At 70.7% G+C, this 13,210-nt stretch carries 14 protein-coding genes and 2 pseudogenes; 7 read left to right on the plus strand and 9 right to left on the minus strand.

Translation table 11 applies throughout. The features are described 5' to 3' along the window. Nucleotides 1–397 (minus strand): thiol-disulfide oxidoreductase DCC family protein (locus CA983_RS30700; RefSeq protein WP_107500297.1); only part of this gene is annotated, 397 nt, incomplete at its 3' end. A gap of 14 nt (nucleotides 398–411) precedes the next feature. Continuing rightward, nucleotides 412–819 (minus strand): hypothetical protein, encoded by a 408-nt coding sequence (locus tag CA983_RS30705; RefSeq protein WP_086604080.1) that lies wholly within the window; start codon nucleotides 817–819, stop codon nucleotides 412–414. A 216-nt stretch (nucleotides 820–1,035) separates the two neighbouring features. Between CA983_RS30705 and CA983_RS30710 the strand changes: the two are divergent. Beyond that, nucleotides 1,036–1,365 (plus strand): annotated as a pseudogene (locus CA983_RS30710) (DUF4132 domain-containing protein); the annotation flags it as partial. Between the two features lie 50 nt (nucleotides 1,366–1,415). Here CA983_RS30710 and CA983_RS30715 read toward each other — a convergent pair. From CA983_RS30715 to CA983_RS30740, 6 genes are all read right to left on the minus strand, one after another. Beyond that, nucleotides 1,416–2,036, minus strand: a complete 621-nt coding sequence (locus tag CA983_RS30715) for a Uma2 family endonuclease (RefSeq protein WP_086604081.1) — start codon at nucleotides 2,034–2,036, stop codon at nucleotides 1,416–1,418. A gap of 152 nt (nucleotides 2,037–2,188) precedes the next feature. Next, a complete protein-coding gene (locus CA983_RS30720) occupies nucleotides 2,189–2,968 on the minus strand; it encodes a succinate dehydrogenase iron-sulfur subunit (protein WP_086604082.1) in 780 nt (259 codons plus the stop codon). After that, nucleotides 2,968–4,722 (minus strand): succinate dehydrogenase flavoprotein subunit, encoded by a 1,755-nt coding sequence (gene sdhA, locus CA983_RS30725; protein ID WP_086604083.1) that lies wholly within the window; start codon nucleotides 4,720–4,722, stop codon nucleotides 2,968–2,970. Before sdhA ends, CA983_RS30720 begins: the two co-directional genes overlap by 1 nt. 19 nt (nucleotides 4,723–4,741) lie before the next feature. Beyond that, nucleotides 4,742–5,224, minus strand: a complete 483-nt coding sequence (locus CA983_RS30730) for a succinate dehydrogenase hydrophobic membrane anchor subunit (RefSeq protein ID WP_086604084.1) — start codon at nucleotides 5,222–5,224, stop codon at nucleotides 4,742–4,744. A gap of 5 nt (nucleotides 5,225–5,229) precedes the next feature. Continuing rightward, nucleotides 5,230–5,610, minus strand: a complete 381-nt coding sequence (gene sdhC / locus CA983_RS30735) for a succinate dehydrogenase, cytochrome b556 subunit (protein WP_086604085.1) — start codon at nucleotides 5,608–5,610, stop codon at nucleotides 5,230–5,232. A 193-nt stretch (nucleotides 5,611–5,803) separates the two neighbouring features. After that, nucleotides 5,804–6,298 (minus strand): 2-oxo-4-hydroxy-4-carboxy-5-ureidoimidazoline decarboxylase, encoded by a 495-nt coding sequence (locus CA983_RS30740; protein WP_086604086.1) that lies wholly within the window; start codon nucleotides 6,296–6,298, stop codon nucleotides 5,804–5,806. 309 nt (nucleotides 6,299–6,607) lie between these two features. Here CA983_RS30740 and CA983_RS30745 point away from each other — a divergent pair, with 309 nt between their 5' ends. The 4 genes from CA983_RS30745 (at nucleotide 6,608) to CA983_RS30760 (ending at nucleotide 10,018) form a co-directional block, all read left to right on the plus strand. Continuing rightward, nucleotides 6,608–8,203: a beta-N-acetylhexosaminidase gene (locus CA983_RS30745; protein WP_086604091.1), complete on the plus strand. Its 1,596-nt coding sequence runs from the start codon at nucleotides 6,608–6,610 to the stop codon at nucleotides 8,201–8,203. Nucleotides 8,204–8,299: 96 nt separating this feature from the next. After that, complete coding sequence (locus CA983_RS30750) at nucleotides 8,300–8,806, plus strand: hypothetical protein (protein ID WP_086604087.1); 507 nt, start codon at nucleotides 8,300–8,302, stop codon at nucleotides 8,804–8,806. A 108-nt stretch (nucleotides 8,807–8,914) separates the two neighbouring features. Beyond that, nucleotides 8,915–9,469, plus strand: a complete 555-nt coding sequence (locus tag CA983_RS30755) for a hypothetical protein (RefSeq protein ID WP_086604088.1) — start codon at nucleotides 8,915–8,917, stop codon at nucleotides 9,467–9,469. 153 nt (nucleotides 9,470–9,622) lie between these two features. Next, on the plus strand, nucleotides 9,623–10,018 hold the full coding sequence (locus CA983_RS30760; protein ID WP_208637078.1) for a hypothetical protein: 396 nt from the start codon (nucleotides 9,623–9,625) through the stop codon (nucleotides 10,016–10,018). Nucleotides 10,019–10,199: 181 nt separating this feature from the next. Here CA983_RS30760 and CA983_RS30765 read toward each other — a convergent pair whose 3' ends face one another. Then, nucleotides 10,200–11,393 carry an N-acetylmuramoyl-L-alanine amidase gene (locus CA983_RS30765; protein ID WP_086604089.1) on the minus strand — a complete coding sequence of 398 codons (1,194 nt, stop codon included), beginning with the start codon at nucleotides 11,391–11,393 and terminating at the stop codon, nucleotides 10,200–10,202. A 526-nt stretch (nucleotides 11,394–11,919) separates the two neighbouring features. On the opposite strand from CA983_RS30765, the gene CA983_RS30770 reads away from it, so the two are divergent. Then, nucleotides 11,920–12,537 (plus strand): RNA polymerase sigma factor, encoded by a 618-nt coding sequence (locus tag CA983_RS30770; RefSeq protein ID WP_167407503.1) that lies wholly within the window; start codon nucleotides 11,920–11,922, stop codon nucleotides 12,535–12,537. 216 nt (nucleotides 12,538–12,753) lie between these two features. Next, nucleotides 12,754–13,210: pseudogene (locus tag CA983_RS30775) on the plus strand (hypothetical protein); the annotation flags it as partial.

The following is a 13,210-nucleotide window of genomic DNA, read 5'->3' on the forward strand; positions in this document are numbered from 1 at the left end:
GCTGCCCCCGGTTCCACTGCGCCCCGCGCCACTTGGCGGCGGCCAGCACCGCGCCCTTGGCGAGCCGGGCGCCGGACGGGGTGCTCAGCCGGTGGGCGAGCGGCCGGTGCTCGCGCAGCGCCCACAGGGTGACGACCCAGGCGGCGGGGCCCCGGTAGACCTGTCCGGCGTCGCCGACGACGGTGATCTCGTCGAGGGTGGCGCCGTGGTCCAGGCCGGTAAAGCGCCGCCGGGCCTCCTCGGAGCCGGCCGGGACCAGCTCCAGCGGCACCAGCTGAGGCTGCCGCAGGAGCCAGTCGCGCAGGAACGCGCACAGGGAGCACTCGGCGTCGTACAGGACGGTGAGCCGGCGGACCGGGGCGGCGGTGGGCCGTGGGCCCGGAGCGGTGGCGTTCATGGGCCGGTCTCCGCTCAGGCCCGGGCCTGCGGGGCGACCCAGCCCTGCGGCGGCACCGGCGGCACCTGCTCCCGCTCCATGGCGCCCCGGCGCCGGATCCGGTTGAGCACGTAGACGTTGGCCAGGTGCATCACGCCGAGCACCAGCAGCACCACGCCGAGCTTGGTCGACAGGGCCTCGAAGACGCCGCGCGTGTCGGTGATGGTCTCGTCGTCGCTCAGATACAGCGCGACGAACCCGAGGTTGACGAGGTAGAAGCCGACCACCAGGAGGTGGTTGACGGCGTCGGCGAGCTTCTCGTTGCCGTGCAGCACGTCGGCGAGGAAGATCCTGCCGTTCCGGCTGAGCGTGCGGGCCACCCAGATGGTCAGACTGATGCTGACCAGCAGGTAGATGACGTAGGCGACGACCGTGCGGTCCATTGCCCCACCCTTCTTGAACACGTTCAAAACGCTGTCGGGGAAGACCCTAGACCTCTTTTTGAACATGTTCAACATGTGCTCGCGGGTGATTGTCAGTGGTGCCTCGTACTGTCGTCGGCATGGCAATCGTGACGTTCGTCGACGAGACGACAGCGGGGGAGCGGCGGGCGGCCTGGGGGCTGGAGATCACCGAGGAGCGGCTGACCGCGTGGGAGCGCCGTCTGGCGCGAGCGCTGCCTCGACCACCCCCTGGTCGGCACACTGGCCCGCCGCCTGCTGTGGACGATCGACGGCAGGACGGCCGGATACGCGGACGGCGAGCTGCGGACCCTGGCCGACGAACCGCTGACCGACGGCACGCGGGTCGAACTCTGGCATCCGGTCGGCCGCGAACCCGCCGAGATCGTCGCCTGGCGCGACTGGCTGGAGCGGCACGGCATCACCCAGCCGTTCAAACAGGCCCACCGCGAGGTGTACCTGCTCACCGACGCCGAGCGCGCCACGCGCACCTACTCCAACCGCTTCGCGGCCCACATCCTGCGCCGCAGTTGTGAGCGGGGCCGGGATGGGCTTCGGGCCGGCCCCGGCGCTGCGGCTCAGTCGCTCTTCTTCCTCTTCCCGGCTTCCAAGATCTCGGCGACGTCCAGGCTCACCTTGGCACCGATCGTGTCGGGCAGCGCGACGATCTCGCCGGGGGCGTGGACGCGGTGGCTGCCGTATTCGTCTCCAGCCGGATCGGTCAGCACATGGAGACGCTGGTGCTTACGGTCGACGATCACATAAACCGGGACCTTGGCATCGGCGTAGGCGGCGACCTTCGTCTTCAGGTCGTTCTTCCAGTTCGTGGAGGTGACCTCCAGCACGAGACGGAAGCAGACCGGGTCGTATGCGTTGTTCTCGACGTGGTGGTCCTCGAAGTCGGCGTCCACGATCGAGAGGTCGGGGATGGCGTAGTCCTCCGGCTCGATCGGCAACCAGAGGCCGACGCCCTGGAGTACCTCGGTTCCCGAGGCGTGCAGACCTGCGGCGACGAACGGGAGCATGAGGTGGGTCAGCGCGCGAGCATGGGCGCCGTCAGGGGACGGGGTCACGAGGAGATGGCCTCCGATGATCTCGACGCGGTAGCCCGGATGGCGCTCCATGATCTCGTCGGCGATGGTCGTCAGGGTGACCGGCTCTTCGTCGTGGAAGGGCTGCTCGACGGAAGCTGCGGGCATCAGGTGCCTCCTGGGGGCTGGTGTCGAGAGCATCATCGTAGGTCGGACGCCGCCCCATCGTCCGTTCCGGAGGCCTTCACCCGATGGTGTGGCATATGCCAGAAGGCCCCGTCTCCAGCGGAAACAGGGCCCTCATCAGCAAGCGGTCGAGCTCAGTAGCGGCGCGTGATCAGCGCCCGCTTCACCTCGGCGATCGCCTTCGTGACCTCGATGCCGCGCGGGCAGGCGTCCGTGCAGTTGAAGGTCGTGCGGCAGCGCCAGACGCCGTCGCGGTCGTTGAGGATCTCCAGGCGCTGCTCGCCCGCCTCGTCACGCGAGTCGAAGATGAAGCGGTGCGCGTTGACGATGGCCGCCGGGCCGAAGTACTGGCCGTCGTTCCAGAAGACCGGGCACGACGTGGTGCAGGCCGCGCAGAGGATGCACTTCGTCGTGTCGTCGAAGCGCTCGCGGTCCTCGGCCGTCTGGAGACGCTCGCGCGTGGGCTCGTTCGTGTCCTTCGTGATGAGGAAGGGCATGACGTCCCGGTACGCCTGGAAGAACGGCTCCATGTCCACGACCAGGTCCTTCAGGACCGTCAGGCCCTTTATGGCCTCGACCGTGATCGGCTTCTCGGGGTTGATGTCCTTGATCAGCGTCTTGCAGGCAAGGCGGTTCTTGCCGTTGATCCGCATCGCGTCCGAGCCGCAGATGCCGTGGGCGCAGGAACGGCGGAACGTGAGGGTGCCGTCAAGCTCCCACTTGATCTTGTGGAGGGCGTCGAGGACGCGCTCCTTCGGGTCGATCTCCAGCTGGAAGTCCTCCCAGCTGGCCTCCGCCGCGACCTCCGGGTTGAACCGGCGGATGCGGAAGGTGACCGTGATGTACGGGGAGTCGGCGAAGCCGGGCTCGGGCTTTCCGGCCGCGTCCGACTTGTCCAGAACGGGGGTAGCCATCAGTACTTACGCTCCATCGGCTGGTAGCGGGTCTGGACGACCGGCTTGTAGTCGAGACGGACGGTTTCGGAGCCGTCGGCGCCGACCTCGCGGTACGCCATGGTGTGCCGCATGAAGTTGACGTCGTCGCGGTTCGGGTAGTCCTCGCGGTAGTGACCGCCGCGGGACTCCTTGCGGGCGAGCGCGGAGACCGCCATGACCTCGGCGAGGTCGAGCAGGTTGCCCAGCTCGATGGCCTCCAGCAGGTCCGTGTTGAACCGCTTGCCCTTGTCCTGGATCGAGACGTTCAGGTAGCGCTCGCGCAGCTCCGCGATCTTCTCGACCGCCGTCTTGATCGTCTGCTCGGTACGGAACACCATGACGTTGGCGTCCATGGTCTCCTGGAGCTCACGGCGCAGGACCGAGACCCGCTCGGTGCCGGTGGAGTCGCGCAGCCGCTCCACCTGATTCTTCACGAACTCCGCCGGGTTCTCCGGCAGCTCGACGAAGTCCGCCGTCTGGGAGTACTCGGCCGCGGCGATGCCGGCCCGCTTGCCGAAGACGTTGATGTCCAGCAGCGAGTTCGTGCCCAGGCGGTTCGCGCCGTGGACCGACACGCAGGCGACCTCGCCGGCCGCGTACAGGCCCGGGACGACCGTGGTGTTGTCGGCCAGGACCTCACCCTCGACGTTCGTCGGGATGCCGCCCATCGCGTAGTGGGCCGTGGGCTGGATCGGGATCGGGTCCGTGTACGGCTCGATGCCGAGGTACGTACGGGCGAACTCCGTGATGTCGGGCAGCTTGGCGTCCAGCTGCTCCGGCGGGAGGTGGGTGAGGTCGAGGTAGACGTGGTCGCCCTCGGGGCCGCAGCCGCGGCCTTCCCGGATCTCCGTGTAGATGGAGCGGGACACGACGTCACGCGAGGCGAGGTCCTTCATGACCGGCGCGTACTTCTCCATGAAGCGCTCGCCGTCCTTGTTGCGGAGGATGCCGCCCTCACCACGGGCGCCCTCCGTCAGCAGGATGCCCATGCGCCAGATGCCGGTCGGGTGGAACTGGAAGAACTCCATGTCCTCCAGCGGGATGCCCCGGCGGTAGACCGCCGCCTGGCCGTCACCGGTCAGCGTGTGCGCGTTCGACGTCACCTTGAAGAACTTGCCGCAGCCGCCGGACGCGTAGATCACGGCCTTCGCCTGGAAGACGTGGATCTCTCCGGTGGCCAGCTCGTACGCCACCACACCGGCCGAGCGCTTGACGCCGTCGACCTCGGTGATCAGCTGGTCCAGGACGTAGAACTCGTTGAAGAACTCCACGCCCTCCTTGACGCAGTTCTGGTACAGCGTCTGGAGGATCATGTGGCCGGTGCGGTCGGCCGCGTAGCAGGAGCGGCGGACCGGGGCCTCGCCGTGGTTGCGGCTGTGACCGCCGAAGCGGCGCTGGTCGATCGTGCCGTTCGGGGTGCGGTTGAACGGCAGGCCCATCTTCTCCAGGTCGAGGACGGAGTCGATGGCCTCCTTCGCCAGAATCTCGGCGGCGTCCTGGTCGACCAGGTAGTCACCGCCCTTGACCGTGTCGAAGGTGTGCCACTCCCAGTTGTCCTCCTCCACGTTGGCGAGCGCTGCGGCCATGCCGCCCTGCGCGGCGCCCGTGTGGGAGCGGGTGGGGTAGAGCTTGGTGAGCACGGCGGTGCGGCTGCGCTTCGTCGACTCGATGGCGGCGCGCATACCGGCGCCACCGGCGCCGACGATGACGGTGTCGTACTTGTGGATCTTCATGATTCTCGCAGCCCCGTGCCTAGCGGATGTTCGGGTCGAAGGTGAAGATCACCAGCGTGCCCAGCAGGATGGTGAACACCGTGGCGGTGTAGAGCAGGCCCTTGAGCCACAGCCGGGTGTTCGCGCGCTCCGCGTAGTCGTTGATGACCGTGCGCAGGCCGTTGGCGCCGTGCAGCATCGCGAGCCACAGCATCAGCAGGTCCCAGACCTGCCAGAAGGGGCTCGCCCAGCGGCCCGCCACGAAGGCGAAGCCGACCTTGGAGACACCGCCGTCCAGCACGAGCTGGATCAGCAGGTGGCCGAGGACCAGCACGACCAGCACCACGCCCGACAGGCGCATGAACAGCCAGGCGGCCAGCTCGAAGTTGCCCCGGGTGGTCTTCGGGGTCTTCCGGGTGCGCTGGCGCGGGGCCTCGATGAGGGGCGCCGGGTTGTCGACGGTGTAGACGGCGCCGCCCTCGACGGGGCCGACGCCCGCAGCGGTCTTCTCAGTCGTGGACATTGGCGTCAGCTCCCGAACAGTTCACGAGCGGCGTGGCCGAGGACGGGGTAGATCGCCCCGATCATCAGCACGACCCACAGGGCCACGACGGTCCAGAGCATCTGCTTCTGGTAGCGGGCGCCCTTGATCCAGAAGTCGACGGCGATGACGCGCAGACCGTTGAGCGCGTGGAAGAGGATGGCGGCGACGAGGCCGTACTCCAGCAGCGCGACGATGGGCGTCTTGTACGTGGCCACGACGGTGTCGTAGGCCTCGGGCGACACACGGACGAGTGCGGTGTCCAGCACGTGAACGAACAGGAAGAAGAAGATGAGGACGCCGGTGACTCGGTGAGCCACCCAGGACCACATTCCTTCCCGGCCGCGGTACAGCGTTCCAGCCGGCACGGAAGTTTCCTCCGGGAGCGGGGATTGGGGCCGCGCCGGCTTGGTGTGTCGGACGGGCCCGGCCGGGTACGGTCCACCGGCCCCCAGCATCGTAGCGAGGCGCTGCCGCTGGGCTGAGCCGGGGTCTGGCTGTGTGATCAAACTGGCATGCGTACGGGCTAGGCTTCGGCGGCTTCTGGGGTGGGGTGTCCTGTTATCTGCCGGGTGCGGCGCCGTCGTGGCTGGTCGCGCAGTTCCCCGCGCCCCTTAGGGCATGTACCAACCGTTGCCTGGCCAGGCGGCGGAGTTCGTCCGCCACCACCGTCCGCTCCTCCTCCGGATCGTTGGTCAATCGTGACCGGATGCCCTCGAGGATGTGGTCCAGGCATTCGCCCTGCGGCACCCCCTCCAGGCAAATGACGAACACATGTCCGAAACGGGCCTCGTAGGCCGCGTGGGCCGCGCTGAGGGCCGTGTGGGCCGCGGAGTACGTGTCCGGCGGGAGGGTCGGCAGGGACTCGGCTGCCAGGGCCTCGGTCAGGTCGGGCCAGGTCAGGTCGTAGGCCGCCTCGTCCGCCGCGGCCAGCAGGGAGTCCAGGTCCGGATAGGGGCGGTGTTCCGCGACGCGCCGGGACCAGCGGGGGCTGCGCAGGCAGGAGAGGAGCGTCTGCTCCAGGGCCTCGGCGGAGGCTGCGTTGAAGTGCTCCACCGGTATGGAGAGTCGGCCGGGGAGGTCTGGGAGACGGTGCGCAGGCAGCGTGGGTCCTCGTGGGCGTCACGTGTGTCGGCAGGGCATGTTGTGAGAGATGTGACGTCACGCTATCGAGTGCGACCATGACGTGTCCGACGGATGCCCGAATTTCACCCGGGAGAGAGAGATTCCGAACGCGTGGTGGACGCGCGCCGGTCGGCCCCGCGTCTTAGGTTGGCGGGTGTGAGTCAGCACAGGCGCCGGGGTCCGGCGAAGCAGACGAAGCAGACGAAGCAGGGGAAACAGCGGCAGGTGCTGGTCGTGGCCATGGCCGTCGCCCTGGTCGTGATCGCGGCCGGGGTGAGTCTGGGGCTCTGGGCGGCCTCGGGCGGCGACGGCGGGGCCACCGGGCCGGAGGGCAGACCCTCCCAGGGCCGGACCGCGGCCGCCCCGCACGGCACCTCGCCGGAGGACACCCCGAGTCCGAGCCGCACGTACCCCCTGTCCAAGGCGCCGCGGACGATCCCCGCCGTGCGCGAGCACACCGCGGCGCGCGGCCCGGGCTGGCGGCCCGCGAGCGGGAACCGCGTCGTCGTGGACGACCCGGCGCTGGCCGACGAGGGCCGGCTGATCGCCGGTGAGCTGGGGCTGACGTACGAGGGCGAGAAGGACGACCGGCGCGCCGGGGACCTGCGGCTGACGCTGAACGAGGACAAGGGCGTCAACCCGGAGTCGTACGTCATGACCGTGCGCGGCGGGCGGGTGGAGATCAGCGGGCCCGCCGACGCGGGCGTCTTCTACGGCACCCGAACCCTCAAGCAGGAGGTTCACGAGGGCGGCACGGCGCCCGAGGGCGTGGTGCGGGACGAGCCGGCCAAGGCGCAGCGCGGGTTCATGCTGGACATCGCGCGCAAGAACTTCACGGCCGGCTGGATCGAGGACCGGGTCCGGGAGCTGGGCGATCTGAAGTTCAACCAGCTCGGTCTGCACTTCTCCGACGACCAGGGGTTCCGGATCGAGTCCGACTCGCACCCGGAGATCGTGTCGCAGCAGCACCTGACCAAGGCGCAGGTGCGGAAGATCGTCGACCTCGCGGAAAGCCGGCACATCACCGTCGTGCCCGAGATCGACTCCCCGGGGCACCTCGGCGCGGTCATCGACGCCCACCCCGACCTCCAGCTGCGCACCGCGCAGGGGTCGGCGGTGCAGGGAGCCATCGACATCTCCAAGAGCGAGAGCGCCGACATCGTCGACGACCTGCTGAACGAGTACGCGGACCTGTTCCCGGGCGGGCCGTGGCACCTCGGCGGCGACGAGTACCAGGCGCTGGTGCGCTCCGACCCGGAGGCGTCGTTCCCGCAGCTCGCCGCCGCCGCGCGGGAGAGGTACGGCTCCGGCGCGACGGTCGCCGACCTCACCACCGGCTGGCTCAACGACCGGGCCGACACCGTGCGCAAGCACCAGCGCACCCCGCGCGCGTGGAACGACGGTTTCTTCCGCGGCACCTCCGTCAAGGCGGCCAAGGACATCCAGGTCGCCTACTGGACCGGCAAGGAGATCGGCGCCCGGCAGCCGGCGGAGTACCTGGGCGAGGGCCGGAAGGTGATCAACTACAACGACGAGTTCCTGTACTACGTGCTCGGCCAGCCGCAGACCTTCGTCTATCCGACGGGGCAGCGGATCTACGAGCAGTGGACGCCGCGGGTGCTGCGCGGCACCACGGCCGTGCCGGAGCGCTACGACGGTCAGATCCTCGGCGGGTCCTTCGCCGTCTGGTGCGACCTCGCGAACTCGCAGACGCAGGACCAGGTCGCGGCCGGGATCCGGATGCCGCTGCGGGCGACCGTCCAGAAGCTGTGGGACCCGGACAAGCCCGAGCTGTCCTGGGCGGAGTTCCGGGCGCTTGCGGACAGGCTCGGCTGACCCCACACGAATTGGCCCGTACGGCTGCGAACTGCCGTACGGGTGTGGTGGTCTTCTGGCGGGAGCCGAATCGAATATGCCGGGGGGAACCGGAGCATGGGGTACTGGGGGTACTTCGTCGTGGGCCGTGGGGAGCGGCCGCTGGCGGAGCTGGAGGCGCTGGCGGGGGCGACGGACGCAATGGTGCGGCGCACCTCGGCGCCGGACGGGTGGCAGGTCTGGGAGTACCCGAGCAGCGACGGCGACATCGGGAACATGAACGCCCTCGCCCGGGAGACCGGGGCGCCCGCGTTGTTCGGGTACGTCATGAACAGCGAGTGCGTGGTGCTGGAGGCCGCGGCGCCGGAGAGCGGGACGTGGACGACCTGCCTCGCCCGGGCCGCCGTGGCCGGGTACCTGGGGGCCGGCCGGGGGGGCCTCACGCTGGAGGACTACTTCCTCGAACCCCGCGACGCCGCCGAGCGCGCCGTCCGCTGGGCCGCCGAGGCCGGGTGCGAAGTGAACGCCGACGAGCTGGTGGACGTACTCACTTCAGACCCCGATCCCCTGGCCGAAAACATCTTCTTCCGCTTCCTCGGCCGACTGGGCGTGGTGCCCCTGTGACGTTCCGGGGTCGTTGCACGCAGTAAGGGGAAGTGCGGGTTCCGTGAGGGGTGAGGGCTGGTAGCGGCCTGGTAGGGCCCTGGACAAGGCCCGCGGAGGGAGGCGTGGATGAGCCTGGTGGAGTTGATCGCACAGGCCGACGAGCGCGGGCTGGCCGCGAGCGGGCTGGCTTGTTTGGATCGGTGCGTGCCCCTGCTGGGCGGTGACGACGAGATCCTGCGGCCGCTGTGGGCGAGCCTCACCGACGGTGCCGGTACCGGCGACTGGGGTGAGGGGCTGGAGCAGGCGCGCGGGAAGCTGGACGCCACCGGCACCGGGGACGCGGCGGCCGTGCTCGCCCACCGGATGCTGGAGGCCGCTCCCGCCGAGCGGTCCCACGCCGGGGTACGGGTGTGGGCCGACGCCTGTTCCGTCGCCTCCCTCCAGATCCACCGCCTCCTCGACACCGCCGAGGACGACGCCTCGTCGGTCGACGTGCGCCGCGAGGGCCGTACGGAGGGCATGTCGCCGCTGGTCGCCGCGGAACTGCGCCGCCAGATCGTCGTTCTGGAGGTCCTGGCCGGACACGGCCCGGCCGGGCTGCGGCGCGCGCTGGAGGTGTCGACCGAGGGGCGGCGGGTGCTGCGCGCGGTCGTCTCGCGCCGGAGTCGGCAGCGCAGCTGAGGGCTGGGCCGCCGACGATCCTGACCGGCCTAAACCCCGTTCCTGGGAGAGTCCTGTGACCGTCCTCCGGGTGAGGTGGGGCGGTTCTGCGCGGCTTCGGGGAAGCCGTCGATTCCGTGTGACGAAACGTCACCCGGCAGCGCTTTCCGGGGTGTGACGACTCAAGCGGAAACCAGGCCCTCGGCCGCGGCGAAGCCGCTGCGGTGGGCGGCGGACACGGTGGCGACGATGCGCGAGGGAGCCCGGCTGCACCTCGACTACTCGGCACAGAGTCTGTGGAGCATCGACCGGATGATCGAGGGGATACGGCGGGAGGGAGCGCCGTTGGCCGCCGTGCAGGAGGTGCTGCGCGGGTTCGGTGCCTACGCCGGTGAGGTGATGGCGCGTCAGGCCGGGGCCGAGTGGTGGGCGACGGGCGGCGACCACTGGATCCGCACCCCCGACGGGCGCCTCTGGGACCCGATCGACGAGGCCCGCCGCTGTTACGCAGGGCACGGCTCGCTGCGGCTGCTGTGCCGCGACGCGACGACCGCCGTGCCCCGGAGCTAGCGTCAGACCGGCGTCCTCCGGCGCCGGCGTCAGCGGCCGGCGTCCTCCGGCGCCGGCGTCAGCGGCCGGCGTCCTCCGGCACTGGCGTCAGCGGTCGGCGTCCTCCGGCATCGGCGTCAGCGGTCGGCGTCCTCCGCATCGGCGTCAGCGGCCGGCGCGCCCCGCTCGGCGGGCACTGGCGTCAGCRCGCGGGCGCCGCCGTGGCGTCGTCCTCGATTCCGGCAGCGGTCGGCTCCGGGGCCGGCTCTTCGAGCTTGGCGGCCTTTCCGGCGAGGGTGCGGATCTCGGGCAGGTCGTCGTAGAGGTGCTGGCCGGGGCACTCGGTCGGGTAGCCGTCGCGGTGGCCGGAGATGCGGTGCAGCGTGACCTTCTGGCCCGTTTTGTACTTGCCGTTGTCGGCACCGGCGGTCAGCACCACCGTCCCGGTCGGGTCGATGCCGTAGAGGCCGAGCTTCCAGGCCGCGACCTTGGCGACCGACTCGCGCACGGCGGTGTTCGCGGTCGTCTTGCTGTAGTCGCCGAGCACCGAGACGCTGCTGGTGGCGGTGTTGAAGCCGTAGGTGTGCGCGCCGAGGACGGGCTTGTCCATGCCGCCCGCACGGCCCTCGAAGACCGTGCCGCACTTGTCGACGAGGAAGTGGTAGCCGATGTCGTTCCAGCCGTTGCTCCGCACGTGGTAGAGGAACACGCCGCGCACGATCGACGCCGACTCGGCGCAGGTGTAGTCGTTGGTGCCCGCCGTGTGGTGGACGAACATCGCCTGGGTGCCGGAGGTGTAGGTGGGTGGGTCCTTCACCAGGGACTCGTCGGCGCCCCAGCCGGAACGCGACGTGACGGCGGGACGTTCGGCGCTGGGCCCACCGGCGGCCGGTTCGACGACGCCCGGTTCGACGACGTCCGGTTCGACGGCCGTGGTCTGCACGGCGTCCGACCCGCCGTCCGGGTCGACCAGCTCGACGCGCAGCCCCTCGGGCAGCCGCGTGCCCGACACCCGCACCTGGACGCCGTCCGAGGGCCCGGTCCACAGCGGCTGGGTGCCTCCGCGGACCCCGGCGCGGAGGCGGTCGGGTCCGGTCTCGGGAGTACGGACGTCGGTGTCGAGCGCGCGCCACGCGCTCCATTCACCGCTCTCGCGGGAACGGGTGCGCACCTGCGCGGTGCCGTCCAGGGCCGCGTCCGGGTCGTCCCAGGTAATACCAATCATGCTGAACGGCTCCGTGGTGCGCGGGGCGAGGGACCGCTCGTGCGGGTCGCCGTCCGGCACCCGGACGGTGTGCACACCGTCGGAGGAGGAGGCCCGGGCGGGCTGGGTCAGGCCGAGCGCGCCGGCGGCCAGGGCGGTGGCGACGGCGGTGTGCAGCAGGAGGCGTGTCATTCGCGGCTCGATTCCGGTCCTCTTGGGGGGCGATGGGGGGCGATGGGAGGCGATGGGATGTTCTGATCGTCATCGTCATTCCCCCTTGCGGATCCGTCCGTTCGGTCTGCCGGAGAAATCCGGCAAACGGCGGAGGACCGGCAAAGGACCGGCAGAGGACCGGGCAGGGGCCCCGTGCGATACACGGGACCCCTGTATGTCGTCACCACGGCGGGCGACTTGTCACGCCGTCAGCAGGTGCAGCAGGATGCCGTCGCCGCCGTCCTCGCCGTCCTCGCCGTCCGTGCCGAACGTGAGGTCCGCCCGGCCGAAGCCGGACAGGTCCGTCAGCGACACCACCCGCTGTCACACAGGTGCCATTCACCCTGCTGTGACATTTCTCCGCCGCGCGGCGCTGATGATCGTGGAGGACGTGGCACGGACGCGTTCCCCGCGGTGCGGGCGCACAGGGCAGGGCATGCCGGGCATCCGGGGTGTTCCGGCCCGGGCGGACCCGCCGCGAACCCGGTACGGACGAGGACGGTTTTTGGGCCAGCGAGGGGAACCCCGGCGCGAGCAGGCGCGCGACGGGGAACTGGGCGCGGCCGTCGCGCGGGCCCAGGACGGTGACGAGGCGGCCTTCGCGGTCGCCTACCGGATCGTGCAGCCCGGACTGCTCGGCTATCTGCGCGGGCTGGTCGGGGAGGACGCGGAGGACGTGGCATCCGACGCCTGGCTGGAGATCGCCCGGGACCTGGGGCGGTTCAAGGGCGACGGGGCCGGGTTCCGGGGCTGGACGGCGACCATCGCCCGGCACCGGGCGCTGGATCATCTGCGCCGCCAGCGCGTACGGCTGAGGTCGTCCGCGCTGGAGCAGGACGTCCTGGACCTGCCCGGGCCGCACAGCACGCACGACCAGGCGCTGGAGGCCATGTCCACCGAGCAGGCGCTGCGGCTGGTCAGGGGCCTGCCGCAGGACCAGGCCGAGGCCGTGCTGCTCCGCGTCGTGGTGGGGCTGGACGGGCCGGCCGCCGCCCGCGTGCTCGGCAAGCGGCCGGGTGCCGTGCGGACAGCCGCGTACCGGGGCCTGAAACGCCTCGCCACCCGGCTGGGCGCCGAAGGTGTGACGGATGAGGCTCCCCGGACGCTGGGGGAGTCGAAATGAAGGATGACGGCGGTTCGGGCGGAACTCCCGGGCCCGGTGCCCTGAACAGGGCGGACGAGCGAGACGTATGGATCGGACCCGGAACTCCGGGCCGATCGGCCGGACCGGCCGGGTCCTACGGGCCATATGGGTCATACGCGTTGTATGGGTCCTACGGGTCCTACGGACCAGGCGGGCATCGCGGGACATGTGAATCGAGCAGGGACGGAACAGAACATGGGTGAACATCAGAGCGACGGCGGGTTTCCGGGCCGCCGGCGTGTGCACCCTGGGGGTTCCGCGTACGGCCACGGGGCGGCGTGGGACGCCGACGGCAGGCTGCCCGGCCACCGCGGGACGGCCGGCCTCGACAGCCCGGGCCTCGGCTCCCGTCGCGTCCTGGACGAGGCCGAGCTGGAGGCGCTGCTCGCGACCGCGCTCATCCGGGACCGGATCGACGCCGAGGCAGAGCAGCGGGCCGTGGCCGCGTTCGTGGCCGCCCGGGACGCCGGTGTGCACCGGGCCCGCACCCGCCGCCGGGACGACTGGCGGCCCAGGGAGCGCCGGCATCCGGGACGTTCGCTGAAGGCCACGCTCTCCGTGCTGCTCGCCAGTCTCACGCTGGGCGGGGTCGCGGTCGCGGCGATCGGCTCGGTGGGATCCACGGACGGCGCCGACGACCGCGACCCCGCCC

It is taken from the genome of Streptomyces swartbergensis (genome assembly GCF_002148965.1).
Taxonomy (GTDB): Bacteria; Actinomycetota; Actinomycetes; order Streptomycetales; family Streptomycetaceae; genus Streptomyces; species Streptomyces swartbergensis.